This is a genomic window from Pseudomonas saxonica (assembly GCF_007858365.1).
Classification (GTDB): Bacteria; Pseudomonadota; Gammaproteobacteria; order Pseudomonadales; family Pseudomonadaceae; genus Aquipseudomonas; species Aquipseudomonas saxonica.
This window is the reverse complement of sequence record NZ_VFIO01000004.1, coordinates 257,270-283,226: the sequence shown is the minus strand read 5'-3', so window position 1 is coordinate 283,226 and position 25,957 is coordinate 257,270. Positions and strand designations below refer to the sequence as shown.

The 25,957-nt window shown below is 50.9% G+C and carries 23 protein-coding genes and 2 pseudogenes; 8 read left to right on the top strand and 17 right to left on the bottom strand.

The genetic code is table 11. The features are described 5' to 3' along the window. The first annotated feature begins 26 nt into the window (after positions 1 to 26). Together FJD38_RS13655 and FJD38_RS13650 are read left to right on the top strand one after the other, a co-directional pair. Positions 27 to 875, top strand: a complete 849-nt coding sequence (locus FJD38_RS13655; protein ID WP_146385760.1) for a Tim44 domain-containing protein — start codon at positions 27 to 29, stop codon at positions 873 to 875. A gap of 134 nt (positions 876 to 1,009) precedes the next feature. Further along, the gene (locus FJD38_RS13650; protein ID WP_122783528.1) at positions 1,010 to 1,417 is read left to right on the top strand and encodes an SMI1/KNR4 family protein; all 408 of its coding nucleotides are present in this window, start codon (positions 1,010 to 1,012) and stop codon (positions 1,415 to 1,417) included. Positions 1,418 to 1,509: 92 nt separating this feature from the next. Here FJD38_RS13650 and FJD38_RS13645 read toward each other — a convergent pair whose 3' ends face one another. After that, on the bottom strand, positions 1,510 to 3,270 hold the full coding sequence (locus FJD38_RS13645; protein ID WP_122783527.1) for a cation:proton antiporter: 1,761 nt from the start codon (positions 3,268 to 3,270) through the stop codon (positions 1,510 to 1,512). A gap of 285 nt (positions 3,271 to 3,555) precedes the next feature. Here FJD38_RS13645 and FJD38_RS13640 point away from each other — a divergent pair, with 285 nt between their 5' ends. Continuing rightward, a complete protein-coding gene (locus FJD38_RS13640) occupies positions 3,556 to 4,041 on the top strand; it encodes an acyl-CoA thioesterase (protein ID WP_122783579.1) in 486 nt (161 codons plus the stop codon). A 53-nt stretch (positions 4,042 to 4,094) separates the two neighbouring features. On the opposite strand, the gene pdxY is transcribed toward FJD38_RS13640, so the two are convergent. Further along, the gene (gene pdxY, locus FJD38_RS13635; protein WP_122783526.1) at positions 4,095 to 4,967 is read right to left on the bottom strand and encodes a pyridoxal kinase PdxY; all 873 of its coding nucleotides are present in this window, start codon (positions 4,965 to 4,967) and stop codon (positions 4,095 to 4,097) included. Between the two features lie 114 nt (positions 4,968 to 5,081). Between pdxY and FJD38_RS13630 the strand changes: the two genes are divergently transcribed. Then, complete coding sequence (locus FJD38_RS13630; protein WP_146385757.1) at positions 5,082 to 5,492, top strand: DUF3301 domain-containing protein; 411 nt, start codon at positions 5,082 to 5,084, stop codon at positions 5,490 to 5,492. A 217-nt stretch (positions 5,493 to 5,709) separates the two neighbouring features. Here the strand turns inward: FJD38_RS13630 and FJD38_RS13625 are convergent, their stop codons facing one another. From FJD38_RS13625 to zigA, 3 genes are all read right to left on the bottom strand, one after another. Beyond that, complete coding sequence (locus FJD38_RS13625) at positions 5,710 to 6,684, bottom strand: CobW family GTP-binding protein (protein WP_146385755.1); 975 nt, start codon at positions 6,682 to 6,684, stop codon at positions 5,710 to 5,712. Between the two features lie 103 nt (positions 6,685 to 6,787). Further along, positions 6,788 to 7,441: a DUF1826 domain-containing protein gene (locus tag FJD38_RS13620; RefSeq protein ID WP_146385753.1), complete on the bottom strand. Its 654-nt coding sequence runs from the start codon at positions 7,439 to 7,441 to the stop codon at positions 6,788 to 6,790. After that, positions 7,438 to 8,646, bottom strand: coding sequence for a zinc metallochaperone GTPase ZigA (zigA, locus tag FJD38_RS13615; protein WP_146385751.1), 1,209 nt, complete (start codon positions 8,644 to 8,646; stop codon positions 7,438 to 7,440). The genes FJD38_RS13620 and zigA overlap by 4 nt, the downstream gene beginning before the upstream one ends. 144 nt (positions 8,647 to 8,790) lie before the next feature. Here zigA and folE2 point away from each other — a divergent pair, with 144 nt between their 5' ends. Next, entirely contained in the window at positions 8,791 to 9,684 is an 894-nt protein-coding gene (folE2, locus tag FJD38_RS13610; RefSeq protein WP_146385749.1) for a GTP cyclohydrolase FolE2, read from the top strand. Positions 9,685 to 9,728: 44 nt separating this feature from the next. Here the strand turns inward: folE2 and FJD38_RS13605 are convergent, their stop codons facing one another. Further along, complete coding sequence (locus FJD38_RS13605; RefSeq protein WP_146385747.1) at positions 9,729 to 10,250, bottom strand: DUF3617 domain-containing protein; 522 nt, start codon at positions 10,248 to 10,250, stop codon at positions 9,729 to 9,731. 134 nt (positions 10,251 to 10,384) lie between these two features. Here FJD38_RS13605 and cls point away from each other — a divergent pair, with 134 nt between their 5' ends. Both cls and FJD38_RS13595 read left to right on the top strand, forming a co-directional pair. Next, positions 10,385 to 11,824 (top strand): cardiolipin synthase, encoded by a 1,440-nt coding sequence (cls, locus tag FJD38_RS13600; protein WP_146385745.1) that lies wholly within the window; start codon positions 10,385 to 10,387, stop codon positions 11,822 to 11,824. A 134-nt stretch (positions 11,825 to 11,958) separates the two neighbouring features. After that, positions 11,959 to 12,441, top strand: a complete 483-nt coding sequence (locus FJD38_RS13595; protein ID WP_208727517.1) for a hypothetical protein — start codon at positions 11,959 to 11,961, stop codon at positions 12,439 to 12,441. Here FJD38_RS13595 and cfaB read toward each other — a convergent pair. The 6 genes from cfaB to FJD38_RS13565 all read right to left on the bottom strand — a co-directional run bounded on the left by cfaB (position 12,432) and on the right by FJD38_RS13565 (position 19,045). Then, a complete protein-coding gene (gene cfaB / locus FJD38_RS13590) occupies positions 12,432 to 13,613 on the bottom strand; it encodes a C17 cyclopropane fatty acid synthase CfaB (protein WP_122783518.1) in 1,182 nt (393 codons plus the stop codon). The genes FJD38_RS13595 and cfaB overlap by 10 nt on opposite strands. A 101-nt stretch (positions 13,614 to 13,714) precedes the next feature. Next, entirely contained in the window at positions 13,715 to 15,049 is a 1,335-nt protein-coding gene (locus FJD38_RS13585) for a serine hydrolase domain-containing protein (RefSeq protein WP_146385743.1), read from the bottom strand. Between the two features lie 429 nt (positions 15,050 to 15,478). Continuing rightward, a complete protein-coding gene (locus FJD38_RS13580) occupies positions 15,479 to 16,351 on the bottom strand; it encodes a pyridoxal-phosphate dependent enzyme (protein WP_146385741.1) in 873 nt (290 codons plus the stop codon). After that, entirely contained in the window at positions 16,348 to 17,556 is a 1,209-nt protein-coding gene (locus tag FJD38_RS13575; protein WP_146385739.1) for an MFS transporter, read from the bottom strand. Before FJD38_RS13575 ends, FJD38_RS13580 begins: the two co-directional genes overlap by 4 nt. Then, entirely contained in the window at positions 17,553 to 18,344 is a 792-nt protein-coding gene (locus FJD38_RS13570) for an alanyl-tRNA editing protein (protein WP_146385737.1), read from the bottom strand. Before FJD38_RS13570 ends, FJD38_RS13575 begins: the two co-directional genes overlap by 4 nt. After that, complete coding sequence (locus FJD38_RS13565; protein WP_146385735.1) at positions 18,341 to 19,045, bottom strand: serine O-acetyltransferase; 705 nt, start codon at positions 19,043 to 19,045, stop codon at positions 18,341 to 18,343. Before FJD38_RS13565 ends, FJD38_RS13570 begins: the two co-directional genes overlap by 4 nt. 180 nt (positions 19,046 to 19,225) lie before the next feature. On the opposite strand from FJD38_RS13565, the pseudogene FJD38_RS13560 reads away from it, so the two are divergent. After that, positions 19,226 to 20,566, top strand: a pseudogene (locus tag FJD38_RS13560) (aminotransferase-like domain-containing protein). Between the two features lie 366 nt (positions 20,567 to 20,932). Here the strand turns inward: FJD38_RS13560 and FJD38_RS24755 are convergent. From FJD38_RS24755 to glmU, 5 genes and pseudogenes are all read right to left on the bottom strand, one after another. Then, positions 20,933 to 21,073 carry a hypothetical protein gene (locus FJD38_RS24755; protein ID WP_244302728.1) on the bottom strand — a complete coding sequence of 47 codons (141 nt, stop codon included), beginning with the start codon at positions 21,071 to 21,073 and terminating at the stop codon, positions 20,933 to 20,935. A gap of 31 nt (positions 21,074 to 21,104) precedes the next feature. Then, positions 21,105 to 21,557, bottom strand: a pseudogene (locus FJD38_RS24655) (NAD(P)H-dependent oxidoreductase); the annotation flags it as partial. 89 nt (positions 21,558 to 21,646) lie between these two features. Continuing rightward, positions 21,647 to 23,482 carry a glutamine--fructose-6-phosphate transaminase (isomerizing) gene (gene glmS / locus FJD38_RS13550; protein WP_122783516.1) on the bottom strand — a complete coding sequence of 612 codons (1,836 nt, stop codon included), beginning with the start codon at positions 23,480 to 23,482 and terminating at the stop codon, positions 21,647 to 21,649. Positions 23,483 to 23,491: 9 nt separating this feature from the next. Further along, positions 23,492 to 24,259, bottom strand: coding sequence for a DeoR/GlpR family DNA-binding transcription regulator (locus FJD38_RS13545; protein WP_122783515.1), 768 nt, complete (start codon positions 24,257 to 24,259; stop codon positions 23,492 to 23,494). 290 nt (positions 24,260 to 24,549) lie between these two features. Then, positions 24,550 to 25,917, bottom strand: a complete 1,368-nt coding sequence (gene glmU, locus FJD38_RS13540; protein ID WP_122783514.1) for a bifunctional UDP-N-acetylglucosamine diphosphorylase/glucosamine-1-phosphate N-acetyltransferase GlmU — start codon at positions 25,915 to 25,917, stop codon at positions 24,550 to 24,552. Positions 25,918 to 25,957 lie beyond the last annotated feature (40 nt).

Here is a 25,957-nt window from a genome sequence, read left to right as displayed (position 1 = left end):
GTCATCCACAAATGGGAATTCCCTTTATGAAACGTTTTCTTAGCATCGCCATGGCGTTGTGCATCGGTTTAACGATGAGCCTCGACGCTAACGCCAAACGCTTTGGCGGTGGCAAAAGCTTTGGCTCGGCCCCTAGCCACCAAACTCGTCAAGCCGCACCCGCTGCAGCCCCTGCTGCTGCAGGCGCTGCCGCTAAAGCCGGTGGTGCTTCGCGCTGGTTAGGCCCTCTGGCTGGCCTCGCTGCCGGTGGCCTGCTTGCATCCATGTTCATGGGCGGTGGCTTCCAGGGCATGCAGTTCTTCGACATCTTGATCATGGCGGTCATTGCCTTCCTGATCTTCCGCTTCATTGCCGCCCGTCGCCGCAAGCACCAGGCGGCTGACATGATGGCTCCAGCGGGCCCAGCCTCGATGCAACGGGAAGTGTTCGATGCCAAGCCAGCCACATCGTCGATCTTCGGCGGTGGTTCAGCCGCCCCGGCAGCACGCCCGGTGATCAATGCTCCGGCCTGGTTCAACGAGCAGAACTTCCTGGACGCTGCACGTAACCATTTCCAGTCCCTGCAGCAGCATTGGGATGCCAACGAAATGGATAAAATCGCCGAGTTTGTTACACCGCAAATGCTTGATTTCCTCAAGCGTGAGCGCGCTGATCTGGGTGATGGCTTCCAGTCCACCTACATCGACAACCTGACCGTGCAACTGGACGGCCTGGATGATCGCGCCGACAAGACCATCGCCACACTGACATTCAGCGGTATTTCGAAAACATCGCGTTTTGATCAGGGCGAAGCTTTCAGCGAGAGCTGGAACATGGAGCGCCAGCAAGGTGAGAACCAGCCTTGGCTGGTGGCCGGTATCCGCCAAAACGGCTGATCTGCGCATATCACATGTTGTAATCAAAGCCCCGGACTTGTCCGGGGCTTTGCATTTCACGATTGCACTTATAACAAGCTACTGTATAAAGCGCGTCTTATAAAACCGCGCCATAGAGTATGAGGATAGAGGTCGTGGAAGAGATCATCGAAGAACTACGTGAAAAGAATGAGCCTGTGCCGGTTCCCCTGGAACTGCCAGATGAAGACCAACTGGTAGAAATCGAAGAACAACTGTTCATCGACATTCCGTTTGTCTTCAAAGAGTTTTTGCTGACCGTCAGCGACGTGGTGTATGGCAGCCTGGAGCCCGTTACCGTGACGGATCCACAGTCCCATACCTACCTGCCTGAAGTGGCAGCCACTGCATGGGATCTGGGCGTGCCCCGCGAACTGATCCCGATTTGTCAGGACGGCGACGACTACTACTGTGTTGAAGAAGACGGCACTGTGGTGCTGTGGTCTGGCGAAGAAGAACTGGTGACCGAAGAAACTTGGGAATCGGTCTGGCACTGGGCCCGGGATGTCTGGCTGGAAAGCTGATACCTGCATGCAGTGAAACTCTGTAGAAACGAGCGCAAGGCTCCCGCAACACGACCGTGAGCTTGCTCGCTTCTACAGAGCGCAGGGCACCATCAATGGCCGCCCTCTTTATGGTTATCAAGCGTCTCCAGCAACGCCACCTGCATGCGCGTATGAACCCGAATAAACCAGCGCCACAACACCGCAGCAACCCCCGCCGCCACAACCGCAATCCCGATCAGCAACTCATTGGTGGGCAAAATACTGGCCGACAACGCTGACAACAGTAGAAATATCACCAGCAACGACAGGATCGGGATGACTTCAGCAATGATCCGACGTACTCGTTGTGTATGGCGCCCTGCCATTTCCGGCTTGACCCCCATCTCTGCCAGCAACATCGAAAGCGCCTTGAGCTTGCGATAAGCCGCGATCAGGAACGGCAATGACAACAACAAGGCAGCTCCCCAGATCAGCCCGTGTTGCCAGCTCGATTTAATCATCCAACCCTGTAAATACTCGGCGATTCTTGGCGCGAAATACCCACCGGCAAAGAAAATAGCGATCACCAACGCCAGGTTAACCCCAACCTGCAGCAGAATTTTGCGGATCATGGCAGCCAGAAGCGCGCCCTGCCCCTGCGGCTGAATACTGCGAAGCCATTCGCCGTACATCCCCAAAACCCGAGACACACGCTTGGGCATGACCTGCGCCAGCTTGAGCGAGAGCGGGTCTGCGGCACGAATCAAGTAAGGGGTCATCAGGGTCGTCAACACGGACACAGCGACCGCTACGGGGTACAGAAAGCTGCTGGTGACCTGTAACGTCATACCCAGCGCTGCGATGATGAAAGAAAACTCGCCAATCTGCGACAGCCCCATCCCGACTCGCAACGAGGTGCGCCCGTCATTACCGGCGATAAAGGCTCCCAACCCGCAAGAAAGCATCTTGCCCAGGACCACCGCACAGGTGATGACCAGTATTGGCAGGGCGTACTCCCACAGAATGACCGGGTCGAGCATGAGGCCTATCGCGACAAAGAAAATCGCACTGAATAGATCCCGCACAGGCTCGATCAGGCGCTCGATTTTCAGCAGTTGTCGTGATTCAGCCATGATAGCGCCGATCAAAAACGCGCCGAGCACCATGCTGTATTCCAGCTTGACCACCAACAGGCAAAAGCCAAAACACAGGCCTAGCACGGTGATCAACAGCATCTCATTACTTTCAAAGCGGGCCACATACGCCAGCACCCTTGGTACCAGCAAGATGCCTATGACCAATGCCACAATCATGAATAAAGAAAGTTTGCCGACGGTCGAAAAAACCTCTTCAGGGCTCACGCTTCCGCTCACCGCAATGCTCGACAGCAACGCAATTATTCCGATACCCAAAATATCCTCAACGATCAACACGCCAAAAATCAGCTGCGCAAAGCGCTCGTTTTTCATCTTGAGGTCATTAAGGGCCTTAACGATGATCGTGGTCGAAGAGATGGCCAAAATCGCGCCCAAAAAAAGCGAGTCCATGGTGTTCCAATCGAACCAGCGGCCAATTTCGTAGCCAATCCAGATCATCAGCGTAATTTCCATGAACGCTGCGATGAAAGCCGTGGCCCCTACCTTGAATAGCTTACGAAGGCTGAACTCCAGGCCCAGGCAAAACATCAGGAAAATCACCCCCAGTTCAGCAAGGGTCTTGATCGTTTGCTCATCATGAATCAAGCCAAAAGGCGGGGTATGTGGGCCAATAATAAATCCGGCCACAATGTAGCCAAGCACCACGGGTTGCTTGAATCGGTGAAAAAGAATTGTCACCACACCTGCGACCAGCATGATCACTGCCAGATCCTGAATAAAACTGATGGCATGCATGGCGTGGTGCTCCTTTTGAGTGTTTCGCTGCCACAGAACGTCGGACGCAGTCTTTATGACTGTGTGTATAGACCGTTTGTGTTGTAGGAATTACCCGCTTATCGGGCTTTTGCAGGTTAACACCGCGACTTCTTCTAGAAAGGCAGTGCAATATATGGAAACAGATACAGATGAGCGTGACGGCTGCTAAAGCAACAACGTCCCGTTAATGACTGTTTCAAAACTCGACAAGTATCCGCAGAGGTACCCATTTCAATGCTGCAACACTACCGCGAGCCTGCTGCTATGGAACCCGGAAACGCCCAACTCTCGATGACGGTCTTGATGACCCCGGACATGGCCAACTTTTCAGGCAATGTTCACGGCGGAACCCTGCTCAAGTACCTCGACGAAGTCGCTTACGCCTGCGCCAGCCGCTATGCCGGCCGTTATGTGGTCACTTTGTCAGTAGACCAAGTGATATTTCGCGAGCCTATTCACGTCGGCGAGCTAGTGACCTTCCTGGCGTCGGTCAATTACACCGGCAACACCTCGATGGAAGTCGGCATTAAAGTCGTTACTGAAAATATTCGTGAACGCTCTGTACGCCACACCAATAGCTGCTTTTTCACTATGGTGTCCGTGGACGACGATCGTAAACCAGCTGCCGTGCCGCCCTTGCAACCCGTAAACAGCGAAGACAAACGCCGCTTTATTCAGGGCAAACAGCGTCGCCAGATCCGTCAAGAGCTGGAAAAACGCTATCAGGAATTGAAAGACGACACGATGTAAAAACTCTTTGTAGGGTGCGAACACAGTCGCTCCCTACAGTCCGACTCGCCTCTCTACAGGTTGATAGGTACTGCCTCAAACCGCACTCGCGGATGAGCGATACGGTCCTGAGCACGCACCAGTTGCAACTCATAGCTGGTGCAGGCCTGAGTCTCCAGCAAGACCTCATGCACCGCAGCGGCGGTAAATTCAAATGCAGCCACAAGGCTGTCGCCTAGCAACACACGCGCTAAAAACAACCCAGAGGTCAGATCGCCTACACCCACAGGCTGACGCGGAAACGCCAGCAATGGACGGGTCAAGTGCCAATTGCCCTCTGCGGTCACCAGCAGCATCTCGAAATTATCTGTCGGCTTACCGGGATAGGACAAATGCTTCACCAATACCGCCTTGGGACCGCGTGACAGCAAACTGCGGGCCATCGCCAGGCAATCCAGTAATGATTGCGGGTGACGACCGCAAAAGCTATCCAGTTCCAACTGATTAGGGCACAGAAAGTCGGCCATAGCAGCGGCCTCTTCAAGCAGAAAATCACTGACCTCCTGCGCTACGATGCAACCTTTTTCAGGGTGCCCCATTACCGGATCACAGAGGTATAACGCATGCGGGTTTACTGATTTGATACGTGCTACGCCACTAAGAATTGCCCGACCTTGAGCGGCACTGCCCAAATAGCCGGACAGAACGGCATCACAGTTGCCCAACTCGCCAATAGCCGCAATACCCTCAACCAACGCCGGAATCTGCTCAGGGGCAAGCACTTCACCTGCCCACTGGCCATACTGCGTGTGATTGGAAAACTGTACGGTGTTCAAGGGCCAGACATTTACCCCGACGCGCTGCATAGGAAACACGGCAGCGCTATTTCCGGCATGGCCGAAAACCACGTGAGATTGGATGGCGAGTAGATGAGGTGTACGTTTCATGCCGGATTCCAGACTGCGGATGGATTCAAGCCGCGCAGTATGCGACTAAACACAACCTATACGACAGACTGAAGACGCAGTTAAGCTGAACCCAATCTGTTGGAGCGCACGTTAATGCTGACCCTTGGAAATATGTTTGTGCTGATGCTATTAGCCGCAGGTGCCGCCTGGCTATGGCACAACCACGGCCTGCGTGAACGTGCACTGGCGCGGGTCAAACAGCACTGCAAGAATCTTGATATCGAATTGCTGGATGAAAACGTTGCGCTTAAGAAAATCGGCTTTATTGCCGATGCTCATGGCCGCAAACGCCTGGCCCGTGTGTATAACTTTGAGTTCACCGTCACAGGTGAACATCGCCATACCGGGACCATCACCCAATTCGGGGCTCATAGTGCAAAAATTGACCTGCCACCCTACCCGATCCCAAACGGGTCTGAGCCGGATGTTAGTGAAATCCCTCCCAGCGCCAACGTCATTGAGTTAAGCCAATGGCGTCAGGAACACCGTAAAACCCCTCACTGATATCGAACAGGCGCAATGCCTGTGGATAACTCTGCACGAGCACCTGTGAACGTCACTTAATAACGCCTGAAAGCATTGAGATAGAGCCATTTCGAATGGTTCTATCACAAGAATAGGTGCCATACAGTTTTTATTGTAGGACAATTTTACCAGCACAGAACCCACTAATAATCAGCATTTAAAGACCGACGCCCTACAGCCCTCCCCCCTACACACCTCATTTCTCGGGCCGCACCAGGCAATTTTCCAGGCCATTTTTTAGGCGTTCCGCGTCTTGGGGGTGGTTAAAGATGAGCTCAATGCGCGAATCCGTGCGCCACTCAGTGGATTTCCAATGCTCAATGACGTTATCCACAGAATTAGTTGAAAACCAGCCCGTAGAGGTGCGGACAATCAGCTTCGCACGACGCCAATCGAGGCTTTCGAGCCACAGGCGCAACTGACTTGAATCAAACTGCGCGGCCCGATGCCAGCGCCATCCAATACTCCAGCCTTCAGCCTCAGCCTGAGTCGTCACAATAGGGATTTCAGGCTTCATAAATAGACCATTAACATGAACTAAATCCTTATAAATCAACGACTTATCCACAGGATGAATACAATTCATACCGGCTGCAGGCAGCGTATTTAAAGGGATGCAGCCATGTTCAACCCATAAAACAGGGCACTTTGGCAGGCTGTATGCAATCTGTTCACGTTGCTCGATTTGGACACTATTAGATTTATTCATGACCACTAAACCGGCGATTTCGAGGGCTTTTTGCTGGGTTTCAGGCAAGCGCTTGCCCTGCGCCATCGCTTGCGCATCGAGCACCATGACGCAGGGTTGCAAAGCCAGAACGCCTCGCCAGGGAGCCTTACTGAGTTGCTTTAGAATTTGTATGGGATGGCCTAAACCCGACGGTTCAATAAAGAGCCGGTTGGGACGAGACTTGCGCAACAAGCGGCTCAGGCCAATTTGAAAGGGTGCACCATTGACACAACAGATGCATCCGCCAGCCACTTCAGCAATACCAATGGTGTCGTCCCCCTGGCTCATCAGCGCCGCGTCCAGGCCAATTTGACCAAACTCATTGACCAGAACTGCCCAGCGTTCGTGAGCAGGTTTGTGGGCCATCAGATGCTGAATCAGACTGGTTTTACCAGCACCCAATGGCCCGGCAATCACATGGGTAGGAATGTTCTGCAGCATTATTGCCAGCTTCTGTGTTGATCGAAGCAATCAATATGCCTCAATACACAACTTGTCGCTGCCGGGAACGAAGGCAGCGACTTCAGCTGACGAGAGCGCGTATTTAAGCAAGCCAATCGAGGGTCAAAATCAGGCGGCGCTCACCCACTGCTACAGTCGGCGAACGATGAATAAGCCCAAAACCTTCGTTGCCTTGCCACTTCTCTCCCTTGAGCAAGGCCACTTCGCCTGTCTTGATGACTTCAATCTGTGCAATTTCTATAGATTCGGCAGGTAATTGACCTAAAAGCCGACGCTCCAACACGCCTTCCTTCAACCACTGACTCCCCGGCCCCGCATAGGTGGTAATAAGTCGTACTGGCACATGATCGACATGAAACCGTGGGCACATAGCCTTATCCAAGGCCCTGAGACGCAGCCCTATGCGTTTCGCGCCCAGCAGGCACGCATATGCACTGACCAGCCACTCAATGTCGGCTATAAACCCTTCAAAGCCTTCCAGGTCTTTAAAACGAGAAGCCAAGTGTATGAGGCTCGGGCATGACCGTTCGTCTGATATATTCAGGCTAATTGCGTCACTCAAGGGCTCCTCTAAAGACAACAACAGCGTTGCAAAATTGACAATATGGACGGGTAGTTGGCGCTGCCAAATACTCAGGTTAGTTGAGTTGTCGAGAACACCCGCAAGAATTTCTGGGCTGTGACCGCTCACCTGCTGAGGTCGCGGCACAGCGTTAAGCACGGGCGCATTGATCATGCCGCCACCTCATCATGCCACTCGCCAAAAGGATCGTTCAGGAGTGCCCACCCCTCAACACCCAATGTCATTTCTGCATCCGTGAGCAAACAGGCATCGAGTTCAATTTTCAGACGGTTAAAATCGATATGCTGACCGATAAACACCAGCTCCTGACGACAATCGCCCGTCTCAGGCAGCCACTTTTGAAGGATTTCTGCCTTGGCATCCAAGTCTTGGGGCCATTGATCACGTGCTACAAAACGCCACCACCGGCCAGCAAATCCATAACGCATCAAACCGCCTGCCTGCGACCAGTTCCCCGCTTCCTGATACTTACTGGCAAGCCAGAAGAAACCTTTGGAGCGCAGTAATTTTCCGTTACTCCAAGGGCGGTCGATAAAATTAAAAAAACGTTCTGGATGAAATGGACGCCGCGCACGATAGCCCGTTGAAGCAATTCCATACTCCTCGGTTTCGGGCACATGCTCACCACGTAACTCTTTTAGCCAACCCGGAGCCTCAGCCGCGCGTTCAAAGTCAAAGCGCCCCGTGTTAAGGATTTTGGTGAGGGGTACTTCGCCCATCACCATTGGAATGATTTCTGCCTGAGCGTTCAACCGCTCAAGAATGGCAATCAACTCTTCGCGATCACAACGGCTGATGAGATCAATTTTGCTGATCAAAATAACGTCAGCGAATTCAATTTGCTCAATCAATAAATCGGTAATTGAGCGCTCATCGTCTTCACCCAGCGTTTCACCCCTGGATGCCAAGCTTTCAGCCGCCTGAAAATCCAGCAAAAAGTTAAGACCATCAACGACAGTGACCATGGTATCCAGTCGCGCTATATCGTTCAGACTTTGGTCCGCATCGTCGCGAAAGGTAAAAGTTTCCGCCACGGGCAAGGGTTCTGAGATCCCCGTTGATTCGATCAATAAATAATCAAACCGACCCTCTTTTGCCAGCTTGCTGACTTCTTCCAACAAGTCTTCACGTAAGGTGCAACAGATGCAGCCGTTGCTCATTTCAACCAGTTTTTCTTCTGCTCGATTCAGCGTTACATCACGCTGAACCTCGCCGCCATCCAGATTGATTTCACTCATGTCATTGACGATAACTGCCACGCGCATGTCGTCGCGGTTGCGCAAAATATAATTCAGCAGAGTGCTTTTTCCTGCACCGAGAAAACCTGACAACACTGTCACCGGAAGGCGTTTGGGCATGGGAGTTCCTCATCAGGGTTAGCAGGTCAAAACGCCCGCTTCGAGTCACAGCCATCATTGGCTGCGAATAATGATACATTATAACAATACATTTCGCCGTTATTGTTATCTTGTAACAAACCCATTTTCTGACTGGTGCTCCTTATGAATGCCTTAACCCTTCCCGATGTTGCCTCACAAAACACCCTTCAAGCGCTGCCACTAAACTGGGTGGGTATGTGCGGCATTGCACTACCCGTGTTTATTAATGGACAGAAAAATACAGCCACTGCCGATGCAGGAGTCAGCCTGGATGACGGAGAGGCACGCGGGATTCATATGTCGCGCCTATATTTAGCGCTAGAAGTACTCGACTCGCAGCCCTTGAACCCGCCACTTTTAAAAGAAATTCTTCAGCAATTTCTGGATAGTCACGACGACTTATCCATCTGCGCTTATCTACGGCTCCACACTCAAGTAATGCTGAAACGGCCCGCACTGGTCAGCCCACTGAGTGGCTGGAAAAGCTATCCGGTGTGTATCGACGCATCCTTGAAAAATGGAATGTTCCACGTGGAACTAAATGTCGAAGTGAACTATTCATCAACATGCCCCTGCTCAGCAGCTTTGGCTCGCCAATTGATTCAGCAGCAATTTATAGAGGACTTTGCCAATCGAGCATTACTGCATGCCGATGTGCTCTCGTGGTTAGGCAGTTCTGAAGGGATCGTAGCGACACCACATAGTCAGAGAAGCACTGCTCACCTAAAGGTTGCACTCAATGTCGATACGGAGGAGTTACCGATCAACTTGATGATTGATACGGCTGAAAGCGCCTTGGGGACGGCCGTACAAACTGCGGTTAAGCGCGCAGATGAGCAGGCCTTCGCCTTGGCCAATGGCCAGAATCTAATGTTCTGCGAGGATGCCGCGCGGCGTTTGAACGGGGCACTCAAAACTCTCCAGGATGTGAAGAGTTTTCATCTGAAAGTGGTACATGCTGAAAGCTTGCACAGCCATGATGCCGTGGCGGAGAGTCGCTGGGATGGGGATGTTTGATATCAGGAGTTCAGCAGCGTATTAAGCTGCCGAACTACATTGCATCAGGCGCGTGGTTTAACAGCTCCACAGTTTTGTCCTAGCCAAACTGCGCGCGTATCCATACTGCCTTTTTGCTGAATACCAGTCGCATTGAACGTACCACTCACCTGCGTGGTGAACTCACGATCGCCGGCAAAAGTTGCAACGCCTGCCCCCTGAGCTTTTGGGCAACTAAAGCGAAACTTCCACTGATTTCCACTACGCTCAGTAATCTGCTGAGTACAACCGGACTTGGGGTCAGTCAACGGAATATCGTTGGTCTGAACCTGCTCAGGCGTTAGACATACTCGAACGCCTTTGCCCCCCATAGTCAGACCCTGGTTCTCCAACTGCGCTTTTTGCTCAGGCGTCATCATGCTCTGTAACTGGCCAAGCATTAGCTGCAAATCAGGCAACTGCTGGCCATCTACTTGCATGTTACTGGAGGTCACTTCCCAGAGACCGGGTTGTAGCATCTGGGCCTGAGCAGCCATTGGGAGAGAAATACCACCGGCCAAAATTAGTCCAAGCAGACGAACATTCATCGAGTCACTCCTACGGGATTATCCGTATTAGACGCTGAAAATTGGCCGAGGTTGCAGCCGTAAAGTATTAGGACATTCATAGCAGAACATGGTCTGTTGTACTAAGCATTGAACTTTGAGGAGCAAGGATACGCATGGATTATCTAGGCCCGCACTTTTTCGGATACCTAATTTTATTGGTCCACAGCCTAGGCTTAATTGCTGCTGTGCATGCAATACTCACCGTCAGAACGGCGCAGGGCTCAATAGCTTGGGCAATGTCTCTTTTCTTCATTCCCTACTTCACCTTGATCCCCTATCTGATTTTTGGCCGCAGCACATTCGACGATTACATTCGCGCTCGTCGCGATGCCAATCAGGAAATGCGTGAAGCGATCATTGATCTGAACTGGAGGCCCTGGGTTGAAGAAGCCCTGGCCGCCCGAAAGTCTGCTGCCTATACATCTCTCAGGGCGATGCCAAGATTGGGACGTATGCCCTGCCTGGCAAACAACTCAGTGCGCTTGCTGATTAATGGCACGGCAACGTTTGACGCTATTTTCGGCGCCATTCGCGAAGCTAAAGAAGTGGTGCTGGTTCAGTTTTTTATCATCCACGATGACGAACTAGGCATGAAGTTACATGCCCTGCTACTGGAAAAAGCCGCACAAGGCGTCGCTGTCCACCTGCTCTATGACAGCATTGGAAGCCACTCCTTACCCAATGCTTATGCCGAGACACTTCGCGCAGGCGGTGTACAGGCTCAGGCATTTGCCACCCGCGGCGGATGGATCAGCCGATTCCAGGTCAACTTTCGCAATCACCGTAAAGTCGTTGTGGTCGATGGCACCAAAGGGTTTGTAGGTGGCCATAACGTAGGGGATGAGTACTTGGGGGCCAAGCCGCCGCTGTCCCCTTGGCGAGATACCCATGTTGAAGTCAGTGGGCCGGTGGTGGCCTGTTTGCAGGAATCATTTGCTGAGGACTGGTTTTGGGCAGCTCGGAAATTACCACCACTGATCCTTCCACAAAGCTATCCGGAAGGCGGCGTACTGTGCCAATTTCTAGCCAGCGGTCCTGCCGATCCTTATGAAACGTGCTCCCTATTTTTTGTTGAAGCCATTCACGCGGCTAACGAACGGGTGTGGATTACAACCCCTTACTTCGTACCTGATGAGGCGGTGTTCTCTGCCTTGAGGCTGGCCGTGTTACGCGGGGTAGATGTGCGCATTTTGATACCGTCTCGACCGGATCACAAAATTGTCTACGCAGCGTCAAGCTTGTATGCCTTTGAAGCCGTGCGCGCGGGTGTAAAAATCTTTCGATACCAGCCCGGGTTTGTGCATCAGAAGGTGGTGTTAATCGATAACGAAATCAGCGCCATTGGCAGTGCCAATATGGACAACCGCTCGTTCCGCCTTAACTTTGAAGTGATGCTACTCACCGTAGACGATGCGTTCGCCACAGAAGTTGAACACATGCTGCTCGATGATTTTGCGCTGGCTAAAGAGATAACCGAAGCGGATATAAAAGCGACCCACCGCTTACAACAATTGGCGATGCGCGTGGCACGTTTGGTCTCGCCAGTCTTATAGACTGCGTAGGCAAAATCAGTGTTTTGAGTAGGTCATGGCTGAAAGCTGAGTACAGCCCAGACGTTTTCATCTTCATTACCTAAGCTGAGCGGCCCGGCCAAACCGGCCGCTCATTATGTGCATAGGGACAAAAGATGAAATTATCGTTGATGGGATTGTTATTCAGCGTGACCTCACTCGCCCACGCCCAACCCGCGGTGGTAGCGACCCAACCCACGATTGCCGTAGAAGTTGGAAAGCCCACCTACATCCATCGACTTCACTATAAAAAGATGTACAGCGAGAAACCATTTGAAGAGGCCGTGTTGTATTACTACGACAACGGCCTATACAAAATCATTTCTCCAGGTGAAAACCACTACGGCGTCTATGTGGTCGAGGGGGATTTTACCGATGCTCAATATAGCGTCAGCTACATCTCACTGCCCTCACCCGATTGGGGCGGGAATGTTGCCCGACACGATCTGACCTTTACAAAAGGCTCTCTGACATTCAAACAGAAAGCCCTTGCTCAAGTGGATCAGAACATCCCGTTGCAATACGGAACCTTCATCCAGGAAACCAACCCGGTCGAGAATCCGGTCCCTATCACGTGGCAATTTCAGCCTCAGCGATAAATATCATCTCGTGTCAGTGGCAACTCAAGTGACCCATCTGCGTAGGGTTTAGTCGCCAAAATTTGATCGATGTTAATCCAGCCGTGGGCAAAAGCGTACGCACAGCCGGCCAAGTACAACCGCCAAATCCGCAAGGTTTTCTCGGGGACTAACTTGGCCGCGGCCTCAAGATTGTTTTCCAGGCGCTGACTCCAGTGCTCCAGCGTGCGCGCATAATGCCGGCGCAAACTTTCGACATCGACCACTTCCAGCCCGGCCTCACTGATCTCGGCCGTCATCATGGACAGATGCGGCAACTCGCCGTTGGGGAATACATAGCGATCGATGAAATCCCCTGCCCCACGGCCCACAGGACGACCGTCCGTGTGCTTGGCGGTAATACCATGGTTCATCACCAAACCACCTTCACGTACTGCCTTGGACAGAATTTCACAGTACTCGCGCAGGTTAGCGTGCCCCACATGCTCAAACATACCTACGCTAACAATTTTGTCGAATCGGCCATCCTGGGGCAGATCACGGTAATCAAGCAGTTGCAGATCAACCTTGTCCTGCAGACCATCGGCTTTAACGCGCTCGCGCCCCAAAGCCAATTGTTCTTTGCTCAAGGTAATACCAAACACCTTGACCCCAAATTCACGCGCTGCAAACCGTGCCAGACCACCCCAGCCGCAGCCCACATCCAATAAGTACTCACCGGGTTTTAGGCGAAGCTTGCGGCACAAAATACGGAATTTTGCCTGCTGTGCCTCATCAAGGCTTTCTTCGGCCGTTTCAAAATAACCGCAGGAATAGGCCATGTCTCGATCGAGCCATAACTGGTAAAACTCGTTGGACAGGTCGTAATGATAAGAAATGGACGCCGCATCCATGGCCTTGTCATGGACGGTGCGTACCGGCGCCTGGCCTTCGTCTTCCACTAACGCTTGGCTCAGTTCATCGCAGACTCGAATCACTTCGCTAATGGAGCCCTCGAGTTCGAGTCGCCCTTCAACAAACGCAGTGCCCAAAAGGTCAAGACTGGGGTGCGTAAACTCAGACACGATTTGTGGATCCTTGACCACAATGGTGACACTGGGTGAAGGACCGAGATTAAACTCGAGTCCGTCCCAAAGCTTTAGGCGTAATGGAAGCTGAAGTTTCTGTAAGGCTGGTGGCAGTTGCGCGAGCATCAGTAAGTCCTCCTTCATTCAGGCGTTGAAACTATAGGGTAGACGAAGAACTGTAACTGTCAGTGTCATGTAAGCCTAAAGCCGTAAGTTAGAGCTCGCGTTTAGTCTGGATGCTTCATCAGCAGCTGTGCCACCGCCTCAAAGGCCGGAATGGTGACCGGGTCGTTTGCCGCGTTACTGGCAACAGGATTGGAGGCATAACGCACGATGACCATCTCGGCCTTGGGGTCGATGTACGTGCGTTGCCCGTAAACGCCGCGAGCCATAAAAGCACCGTCTGGATTATGAGTGACCCACCACATATCTCGATAGCTGCCACCCTTGAGCAAGTCATAGCCAGCTTTGGCGAAAGCTGCTTTATCCCCTCCGGCACGAATATCATCAATGACTGACTTGGGCACAATTTGCTGCCCCAAATACTGACCCTCATTGCGGATCATTTCACCAAACCGTGCCATATCGCGCAGCCCGGTATTCAAACCCCCTCCCGCGAAAGGCGTGCCAATCGAGTCGACGGTGAAATAGGCGGACTGCTCAGCCCCCAGGCGCTGCCAGATTTTTTCTGATAACAACTGAGCGACATTCCGTCCAGTCACTCGGGCAATCACCCAACCCAGTACATCGGTGTTAACCGTTTTATAAGCAAATGCTTTCCCGTGCTCACCCAGAGGTTGGACGGTTTGCAAATACTCCATGTAGGTTTGTGGGCCGGTGTAACCCTTGGGTTTTGGCAGCGGGTTGCCCGCCATCGAGTGCTTCCAGACTTCAGCATCCGGGTCGGCATAATCTTCGCTGTAATCAAGTCCCGTGGTCATGTCCAACACTTGGCGCAGAGTCGCATTACCAAATGCCGACTTGGCCAACTCAGGCACGTAGTCAGCAATATGCTTATTGGCATCCAGGGTGCCATCGGCTACCAGCATGGCACCCATTGTGCCCACAACTGATTTGGTCATCGACATTGCCGCGTGTTGACCTTGCGGGTTGAGTACACCGAAATAACGTTCGTAAACAATTTTCCCGCGATGCAACACCACGATGCCATCGGTGTAGTTGGCCGCAAGCGATTGCTCCCATGTCATGGGTTGCTTGCTACCTAAAGGCGTAAACGTCAATTTGTCGATATCGGTACGTAACGCCTGGGCTAACGGAACCGGGGCATTCAAACCTCGTGAAACATTGGTGGTGGGCATTAATTGACGGAAATTTGAGACGCTCCAACGCATGGCCGGGAACTTGAAATAACTGCCATCGGCAAAGCGAATGATCCGGTCCGGCGGCGGAGGCGAACCGACCATCCAGCCCATTGTTGCAGGGTTGCTGGCAGCAGCATCTGGATACGTCGTGTCAGTAGCGGCGTTTACCACTGAAGCGGCAAGACAAGTGGTTAAAAAAACGGCTCGGGTACGTGCCTGCTTAAAATTTTTTTTGAACATACAAACGCCTCAGTAAAGAAACAAGACACAGGCGAATTACTGAATTGAGCCTACCTATCAGTCAGTCAGTCAGTCGCTTCACCCTAAAATAGGTAGCGTAGACGAATATGTCTTTTAGTCCCTAAAAACCAAAAGACTCCCGGCGCGGGTTGAGTGTGTTGTGATCTTGATAAAACTCCAGCCCAGCACTAAAGGCTCCCGACCAAGGGGGATACAGACACATTTTTTTCACCGATACGGAAACGAATGGGCTGGGCTATCAAGAGCCATTAAAGCAGGGGCCTAGGCAGGTCATTAACCGGGCTATCATCGACTGGCAATCGGAGTGTTGATAACAGCCTGAAGAATGATAGTTATTGTGAAAAGGATTTATCTATTCTTCTTTGATTGAGCGTCTAGTCACAGACTGGCCACGTGACTGAATTTTCGTTAATTCTGATACCAAACCCCTGCGTCATAAGCAATTGTTATGCACGTGGTGTCTGCATACTCCGGAAGACTGACCAAGCGTTGAGCAACTGATATGCATGCAGCAGAGGTGTAACCAATATCTAGACCGGTTAGTCTATAAAACCAGGCTTGTGCAGCCAGCATTTCTGTATGCTCCACCTGGCTTTGCCTATCAACTAATGACCCATCCAAAAATGGCGGTGAAACTCCCACTGCCATACCCTCTAGGCGATGATCTGAAAAAATACCTTTTTTAGAATCACATCCAAAAGGATCGACCAGAACAGTCGATACATCGAAGCCATGATCTTTGAGTCCTGAAGTGACACCCGTAAAGCTCGCCCCAGTACCCGCACATCCAACAAACAGTAATTTATGACCGACGCCCTCTTCTATAAGTTGGGAAGCTAGCTCAGGGGCTGTCTGATAACGATAAGCATCGATAGCAATACGATTACTAAACTGGTCGGTATAATAGTAAGACTTACCCAACTGGTCTTGGTTTTCCAAGTAGATATTAACTACGTCTTTTGGAGAAGCGCCTAACAGCAAAAGATCTTTACCGACGAGTTGAGCACCAACGCTTTCAAGAAGGTCCCTTTTAGCCGGACTAAAGCCTAAACCAACAACCAACTCTACTGGAATTCCATGCCGATAACAGGCAGCTATTAAACCAAATCCAAAGTTACCACCTGTTTTTTCAATAACTGTAGTTACACCTGGAACAATGTTACCTTTATTGAGTGCATCTTCGATAATCAAACAAGCAGCACGGTATTTGTGACTACCACCAGTGTTATTCATTTCCAACTTGGTGAATAACCGATCACATACTTTAATAATTTTATTCATTTCCTGCCCCGCTCTATGGAGCAAAGAGCATGTGTTCCTTTATTTAATTTAATATAAATAATCACTAGCAGTAGCGCGCATAAAACCATGCAAATTATATTAGTGCCTCCCCAACCAACCGTGCTCAGTAATAGAGCGGGTGTAAAAGCTCCGATTGTTGCCAATATAGCAATTGCCAAATCATTTTTCCCTTGCATCTGAATAGCAAAAGGATGGTCTTGAAGGGATTGAGAAAGCAAGGCACCTCCCCCAACATAAGTGAGGTTCCAGCCTAGCCCCAGAAGGATCAGAGATAACGACAAAACAGCATAGTTACTTGCCCCTGTATTTAGGACAGTGCACCCCAGCAAAATAAAAAGCCCTGTGCAGATTGTATTTTTTATGCCAATTTTTTGAATGATATTACCGGTAAAGAAAGACGGAGCAAACATGGCAAACACATGCCATTGAATCGCGAGACGGACGTCAGAGAAGCTTTCATGCGTGTGTTTCATGTGCATCGAAGCTTGGATCATCAGCAGGTTCATGATGCCATAACCCAGTGCAGCTACCGCCATGGCAATTACAATAGGTGTGGTATATAAGTCTTTACCTTGGCCCGAAGCTATTTTTTTATTTTGTTCTTCTTTAGTAACAACAAGGTCCTTCGGCAGACAAATGGCTATCAGTAATGACAGAGCAGCCAATCCAATAAATGAGGCATAGCACAGTGAAAAAAGGGCAAAGCCGCCTAGATCTCTGAGAATTTCTGTAAGTGTGGGCCCAACCGCGGCGGCTATGACGCCACCGGCCACCACCAACGAGATGGCTTTAGCTTTTAATGTTTGATCAACATTGTCAGTGGCGGCAAACCGATTAAAGTTCGCAAATGAAATATACAAGCCAAGTGCAGAGTGACTGATAACCAACATTAAAAAGTTTTGATTCTCGACTGCGAAAAAACCTATACAGCCAGAGAGCGCAAGTGGTAGCGATCCGAGAATAAACGATTTTTTTCTGCCGATTTTGCTCATTAACTTGGAAGCGGGATACGTGGCCAACATGACGAAAAGAAATTGGAAACCATATGGTACTGTAGACAAAATTGCTGTGGGCGCCAATGCGGAGCCCACTATAGCTGACATCGTGACTGACATTACTGCGGTTGTTAAGTTAATCGATTGCGCTGCAAAATAAAGGTATGTTCGTCGAGGAAGTTTACTCATGGTAGTTCACGCTTATGGTAGCGGGACACATCTATCTCTGCGTTTGGAAATTCGCAGATTAGCCGCTCTTTGCCTTTGCCCAAGCGTTTTCTTCGAACATTCAAGTGGCCAATTAAGAGAGGAGACTCCAAGTGAGTTCCACCACAGGGAATATTGATTCCCTGGTATGTCCACATACGCGCATCCTCGACCCCTTCAACCGCGCAGTGCCTAATGACATCATTGCAATCAATCAACGTATTGGCTCTTCGCTCTATTTCGATAACCTCATCAGACCTAATTGAATCTTCGACAAAAAAATCAAAACGTGAAGACGCCTCTTTAATGTGGCAGCCAAGTGTCCATTGTTTAAGCTCTTCGCGCAGACTGATGGCAGCTGCATATAAGAAATGACTGGCGGTGTGTGATAAGGTCAACCTTTCACGACGTACGATATCAATAGTTACTTGGGCATTCATACCTTCCATTATTTGATCGAGCCGGTGCAAATCATCTGGATGAATAACATGCAGAATGACGCCACCCAATGTACCCCCTTTGAATCCATCTAGCCTTATAGGTGTCCCGTAGAGTTTTTTGACCCAGATAAACCGCACTACACCTGTGGGTAATTCAATTGTTCCCCTATCAGCCTCCTGTCCTCCTCCTTCAGGGTAAGCAACCGTACTGGTTAACTCAATGGCCTCTGAATGCACACGGGCTACTTTCGTATGCGCTGACATTAAATACTGATCGTTGTAATATATTTTTTTGGTATTGCGTAAAATGCCGTCAGTTGGAATATTCATGTTCTCAACACCACCTGCAAGGCGGACTTAACCTGTACCCGAGCACCAGAAGGAATATCGTGAGTAACGATACAACCAGGCCCGATTAGTACATCATCGCCAATATTAACGGCCCCTAACACGCTCGCAAATGCACCGATCTGAACACGGTTTCCAACTTTTGGATGACGTAGAACAGAAGGATTACTACTGATACCCCGAGCGCCTAACGTCACCCCTCCGAGTAGGTAGCAATCATCACCAATGATTGCCGTTTCGCCAATCACCGTACCTACGCCATGATCAATTATAAATCGGGCGCCAATGGTGCTACGAAAGTTAATTTCCGCGCCAGATAGAAGTTTTCCACGCCTAGAAATAATAGCCGCGAGACATTGTTCAAACGATGGGTGAGTATTTCTTGAATGAATATAAATCCAGTTGGCTAAACGATAGTGCATGATTGCCGCGAAGGAAGTGTAGGTTTTCGCGATGAATATTGGGTCAAAGTAAGCGGCAGGATCCTTGCGCGAAAATGCCAATAAATCTTCGTACACTTGTTGAGTAACATTTTCAAGCATTGATGTTTTTTTAATATGACTGAATTCTTCAATCGAGCTGCATTCGAGTAAGGCCGCAATGATGAGATTATGTACCAGCTTAAATGGCTCTTGATCAGATGCTTCAAGAAATTTTGAAGTTGTTGCAAAATGTATATCCATAAACGTCAGGTACTCAATATCAAGTTTTCTGATTTCTGAGGGCTAGCGTAGACATCCCTTCTACCAACGTGCGTGTTAGTGACTACATCCTCGCATTAACGTGGCGCCCATTTGCACACAGTCGACACGCTTTTCGATTAACTGTTAGGCTGCATTTCCTATCAGTTGGTTAGAGCCATCATGAGTAAAGATGCCCTATATCACACACTTATACAGCGCATTAATTAAGGTGAATGGCCCGCTGGACAACGCATGCCGTCGATCAGAAAACTAGCTTCACAGGCTACGTTCACATACCACACGATAGTTTCTGCCTATACGCGCCTGGTGAGTGAAGGGATATTGTCTGCCTCTCCCGGTAGAGGCTATTTTGTTACCAGCAGGGTAGGAAAATCCGCTAACAGCCGTGAACCCGAATGTATGAAGGGGGATCCATTATTTAGGCTCCTACAAGGAGGTCCGCAATACACCAAGCTGGGTTGCGGCTGGCTTCCGCCTACATGGCGAGATACGCAATTGCTGGCCAAAGCCATTCGGCGTACAGCGCGGTTGGAGCAAAGCTCATTAGCTGAATATGGCGACATATCGGGCTATCTCCCCATGCGCAAACAACTGTGCGTACACATGAAGCGCTTGACCCGTGTTGACCTTCACCCTAATCAGCTACTGACTACCATAGGTGCGACACAGGCTTTGGATTTAGTAGCTCGATTACTGATCAAACCAGGGGATCATGTATTTGTGGACGAGCCCGGTAATGGCAATTTGATTCGGTTGATCCAATTAGCAGGAGGGAATGTTATAGGCATACGTCGCACTCAAGATGGGCCGGATATTAATGAAATGGAAAGCCATCTAGCTCGGCACAGCGTTAAAGCCTTTTTCTGCAACAGCACCTTTCATAACCCAACGGGCGGCAATATCAGCCCGCATAACGCATTCAAGGTTCTACGTTTAGCATTGGAGCACGACTTTTTCGTAGTAGAAGACGACGTTTACGGTGATTTCAGCCCCACCGTTCGCCAAACATTCGCTGAGCTGGACAATATCGAGAGAGTCATTTATATCGGCAGCTTTTCCAAATGTTTATCTGCATCGTTGCGGGTAGGCTACATTGCCTGCTCGCAAGAGCTGATAGAACCACTGACCCGCCTAAAAATGTTAACTTGTGTAGCCGTACCAGCATTTTGCGAACGCTTCGTTAACACTATTCTTGCGGATGGCACGTATGCACGGCACATGAAAAATGTTCAGCAGCGCTTGATTAAACAACAAGTTCAGACACAGCAATCACTGATTGAGCGGGGTTGGCGGTTTGATATCATTCCACAGGGTGGTATGTTCATTTGGGCATATCATCCTGAACTTCCTTGTTTGCAGCCTTTAATAGATAAACTTGAGAAACAGAATATATTGTTGATACCGGGGTCCGCGTTCTCAGTGACACGTGATTTTCAGAACTATGTACGTATAAATTGCACACATTACTCTGAAAATCTTGGGCACCACTTTTCAGTTTGATTACGTGAATTTTCATTCAAAGCAGAGTCATTACTCTTGCTATGTTTGCGCATTTAGTCGTGCTGCGTATTAACTTTTCCATCGTGCCATTACCATAACTTCATCTGCTGATGAAATCGCTGCGGGTGTTTATGCGCAGAATTGCTTGCCACTATTGGCTCTGATGACGATGTTCGCCTTTATGATCAATATTGAAGACTCCGGGATTGCCTATTTTGAACAGGACAGCCCGATCGATCAAAGAACGATAGAGCCTTGAGCTAGGGGTTTATACGGACTACGCCGGCCTGAATGAATAAGTAACCCTTTAATGCCGGTGTACACGGGCAGCGCCTAACGATCTGTCAGGTCATGCAACAGGGTCGCTCAAACGATTTTGGGCAGGTGTTCAAACTGGCATTGATGCTGGGCGTCCTTGAGGCTCGTTTCGAACTCCTCCAGCCCGGCGTATACCTTCTTCAATCCCTCGATCTGGGCCATCAGCTCCAGTTTTTTGGCGGGGGGCACACAACTGGGGCGAAGCCAGCATCGCCGGTAAACGACGACGCTGCAAACCAGGCATCCGGCACACCCATTTGTAGTACCACGATGGCGTATCCATGGTCACCAGTAAGTGCGCGGTTTTGCCCTTCAGGAGCTTATCGGGAAAGGCTTTGCCTTCACGGTATTTGGAGGCGAAACCAGGCAGGAATATTCGGTCGAAAAATCCCTTCATCAAGGCCGGAATGCCACCCCACTAGATCGGATAGACGAACGCGAGGTGCTCAGCCCAGGTTATATAGGTCTGGGCCTACACCAGATCAGGCTCCAGCAGTTGAACCTGATTGTACCCATCGTGCAATACAGGGTCGAACTGCAACCAATACAGTCGTAGCAGTCGCACATCATGGCCGGCGTTTTTTGCCGCCTCGACATAGGCGCCGGCCAAGGCACCACAGAAACTATCGGTTGAGGGGTGATCCAGAATCATGAGTACTCGCTTGCTCATCATCACTGCATCCAGAAAATTTGAGCTTTCAGGGTACAGTCCGCCCCTAGTGGTAGAGTCAAGGGCGGTTGCAGCTTATTGTTGCTGATGGTTTATTCCACCGTCACCGACTTAGCCAAGTTGCGAGGCTGGTCGACGTCTGTACCTTTAAGCACAGCAACGTAGTAAGACAGCAGTTGTAACGGGATGGTGTAGAGGATTGGCGCTAGCACATCGTGGATGTGCGGCATATTGATGACATGAGTGCCTTCGCCATCGCTCATATTCGCTTGTTCATCAGCGAACACCACCAACTCACCACCACGAGCACGAACTTCTTGGAGGTTGGATTTTAATTTTTCCAACAATTCATTGTTCGGCGCCACCGTCACCACTGGCATGTCGTTATCCACAAGCGCCAGAGGGCCGTGCTTCAACTCGCCTGCCGGATATGCTTCAGCGTGGATGTACGAAATTTCTTTGAGCTTGAGCGCGCCTTCCATCGCCACCGGGAACTGAGCCCCGCGACCCAAGAACAGTGTGTGATGTTTATCAGCAAACAATTCAGCGACTTTCTCGATGGTGGTATCCATCGCTAACGCTTCACCCAGACGCGTGGGCAAGCGGCGCAATTCTTCAACGAGTTGCGCTTCAACACCCGCTTCCAGCGTGCCGCGAACTTGGCCAAGAGACAGTGTCAGCAGTAACAAGCCAACCAGCTGAGTGGTGAACGCTTTGGTCGATGCAACGCCAATTTCACGGCCGGCTTGTGTCAACAGCGTCAGATCAGACTCACGAACCAATGAGCTGATGCCCACGTTGCAAATCGCCAGGCTGCCGAGGAAGCCCAGTTCTTTGGCATTACGCAGTGCAGCCAGGGTGTCTGCGGTTTCACCCGATTGAGAGATTGTTACGAACAGCGTGTCTGGCTGTACCACCACTTTTCGGTAGCGGAACTCACTGGCCACTTCAACCTGGCACGGAATACCTGCCAGACTTTCGAGCCAATACCGCGCAACCATACCTGCGTGGTAGCTGGTACCGCAGGCTACGATTTGTACGTTGCGAACTTTGGCGAATAATTCAGCGGCTTGTGGACCGAAAGCCTGTACCAGTACATGGTCGTGACCCAGACGGTTTTCCAACGTGCGTTGAACCACCGCAGGCTGCTCATGAATTTCTTTGAGCATGTAGTGACGGTATTCACCTTTATCGGCAGCTTCGGCACCATCACGGTATTGCACGGTTTCGCGCTCGACGGTCTGCCCGTTCACATCCCAGATGTGAACACTGTCACGGCGAATTTCGGCAATATCGCCCTCTTCCAGATACATGAAGCGGTCAGTAACCTGTCGCAGGGCTAATTGATCGGAGGCCAGGAAGTTCTCGCCCAATCCCAGTCCTATCACCAGCGGGCTACCACTGCGTGCAGCCACCAGACGGTCAGGTTGCTTGGCACTGATCACAGCCAGACCGTAAGCTCCGTGCAATTCTTTAACCGTCGATTTCAACGCAGCGGCCAGATCGCTTTGCTCTTTGAGCTTGTGGTCCAGCAAGTGCGCAATGACTTCGGTATCAGTGTCTGAAGTAAACACATAACCCAAACCTTTTAGCCGCTCGCGCAAGGCCTCGTGGTTTTCGATAATGCCGTTGTGGACTACAGCCAGATCGGAACCCGAAAAGTGTGGGTGGGCATTTCGCTCGCACGGAGCACCGTGGGTAGCCCAGCGAGTGTGGGCAATTCCCAAACGGCCAACCAACGGTTCGCCAGCCAACGCTTGTTCAAGTTCGGCCACTTTGCCGTTTCGGCGTAAACGCTCAAGCGTGCCGTTGTTGGTAAATACAGCAACACCGGCGCTGTCATAACCGCGGTATTCAAGACGTTTCAGGCCTTCCAGCAGAATGGCCGTGATATTACGTTCAGCGACTGCGCCAACGATTCCACACATAAGGTTCTCCTAGTTAAGCTCGGCGCATAACAGCGTTATGCCCCGGGCCTGAATTTGTTCGCGAGCCTCAAGGGGCAAGCGATCATCGGTAATAAGGGTGTGGACGCTGCTCCAGGGCAGTTCCAGATTGGGTATTTTTCGACCAATTTTGTCTGACTCGACCATCACGATCACTTCGCGCGCGACGTCAGCCATGACCCGGCTGAGGCCCAACAACTCATTAAAGGTTGTCGTGCCACGTTGCAGGTCAATACCGTCCGCACCGATAAACAGTTGATCGAAATCGTAAGAGCGCAACACCTGTTCAGCGACCTGCCCCTGAAAAGACTCAGAGTGGGGATCCCAGGTACCGCCGGTCATTAGCAACACCGGCTCATGTTCCAGTTCGCTCAGGGCGTTAGCGACGTGCAAAGAATTAGTCATCACCACCAAGCCCGGTTGTAGGCCCAGTTGTGGAATCATCGATGCGGTGGTGCTGCCGCTGTCAATGATGATGCGCGCATGCTCTTTAATCAGGCCAACCGCAGCTCGGGCAATGGCCTGCTTATAAAGAGAGATGGGCTGCGGCGATTCACTGACTAACTCTTGGGGCATGGTGATGGCGCCACCATAGCGACGAAGAAGAAGGCCGTTACTTTCGAGCGCAGCCAAGTCCTTGCGAATCGTAACCTCAGAGGTTTCGAAACGCTTGGCCAGTTCATCCACACTCACTTCACCTTGCTCAGCGAGTAAGGACAATATGTTGTGTCTGCGCTGTGGCGTATTACGTTTGGACATAGCGAAATTAAGTTTCGGTTCGAAAGATAACGAAAGCAATGAAACCCTATCTCGAAATGCTCGTCAACAAATTGTTGCCGATATTTTCTGTGAATAACTCTGCTTTACTCTGCATACACAGGGGTTTGATCGCTAAAAGGTAACCAAAAAAATAAGCCTTATCCACAGGTGGTGGATAAGGCTTAAGATAACTTATTGATTTTAAACAGTTATACGATGACTTGATTTAAGCAGGGCCGGGCTAATTCGCTTGTGGATAACTCTTTTGCAAGCCGCCCAGCCCCTAGAAATCAAGGCTTTGGCTGTTTAACCGGTCGCTTCCATCCGTCGATATTACGTTGGCGTGCACGACCGACCGCCAATTGCGCTGGCTCAACATTCTGGCTAATCGTCGAACCGGCAGCGGTGGTTGCACCGCTTGAGATATCCACAGGTGCAACCAAAGAGTTATTGGAGCCAATAAATACATCAGCCCCCAACACGGTTTTCCACTTATTGGCGCCATCGTAGTTACAGGTGATAGTGCCCGCTCCAATATTGGTGCGTGGTCCGACTTCGGCATCCCCCAGATAGGTGAGATGGCCACACTTGGCATCTTCACCCAGATGGGCATTTTTCAATTCGACGAAGTTACCCACATGGGCGCGAGCATCAAGCACGCTGCCTGGACGGAGCCGGGCAAATGGACCTGCATCACTGCCCTCGCCCATCACGGCGCCATCCAGGTGGCTGTTGGCTTTGACCACAACCCCTTTACGCAGCGTGCTGTCTTTGATCACGCAGTTCGGGCCAATCACAACGTTGTCTTCAATGACCACGCGACCTTCGAGGATCACATTGATGTCGATAAGCACATCACGGCCTACCGTCACCTCGCCGCGCACGTCAAACCGGGCCGGGTCACGCAGGGTGACACCCAAGGCCATTAGCCGACGGCCTTCGCGCAGTTGGTAATGCCGCTCCAATTCACTCAATTGTTTGCGGTCATTGGCGCCCTGCACTTCCATCGGATCAAGAGCAAGCTCAGTCGCCACGACCAAACCATCGTTAACCGCCATGGCAATCACGTCAGTCAGGTAGTACTCGCCTTGAGCATTGTTGTTCGACAGGCGGCTCATCCAGTCAGCCAGACGCTGAGTCGGCAAAGCAAGAATGCCTGTGTTGCCTTCCTTGATGGCACGCTGCGCATCCGTGGCATCTTTATGCTCAACGATGGCGCATACCGTGTTTTGCTCATCCCGAACGATTCGGCCATAACCGGTAGGGTCGGCCAGATTGACGGTCAATAACCCCAACTGCTGAGGCCCCACTTGCTTGAGCAGGCGTTGCAAGGTTTCCACTTCAATCAGCGGAACATCACCGTAAAGGATCAGCACATTCTCTGCTGTCAAAAATGGCAGCGCCTGAGCCACGGCATGGCCGGTACCCAACTGCTTGTCTTGCAGCACAAAATTAAGGTCATCAGCCGCCAAACGCTCACGAACCAACTCTGCGCCATGACCGATCACCACGTGGATACCGGTTGGATTAAGCTGCCGGGCGCTGTGGATAACATGCCCCAGCATTGAATTACCGGCTACGGGGTGCAAAACCTTGGGCAAAGCCGAGCGCATGCGAGTGCCTTGGCCTGCTGCGAGAATAACGATATCGAGAGACATAACTGGCTACCAATCCTGGGTGGTCAGCGGCTGCGACCAA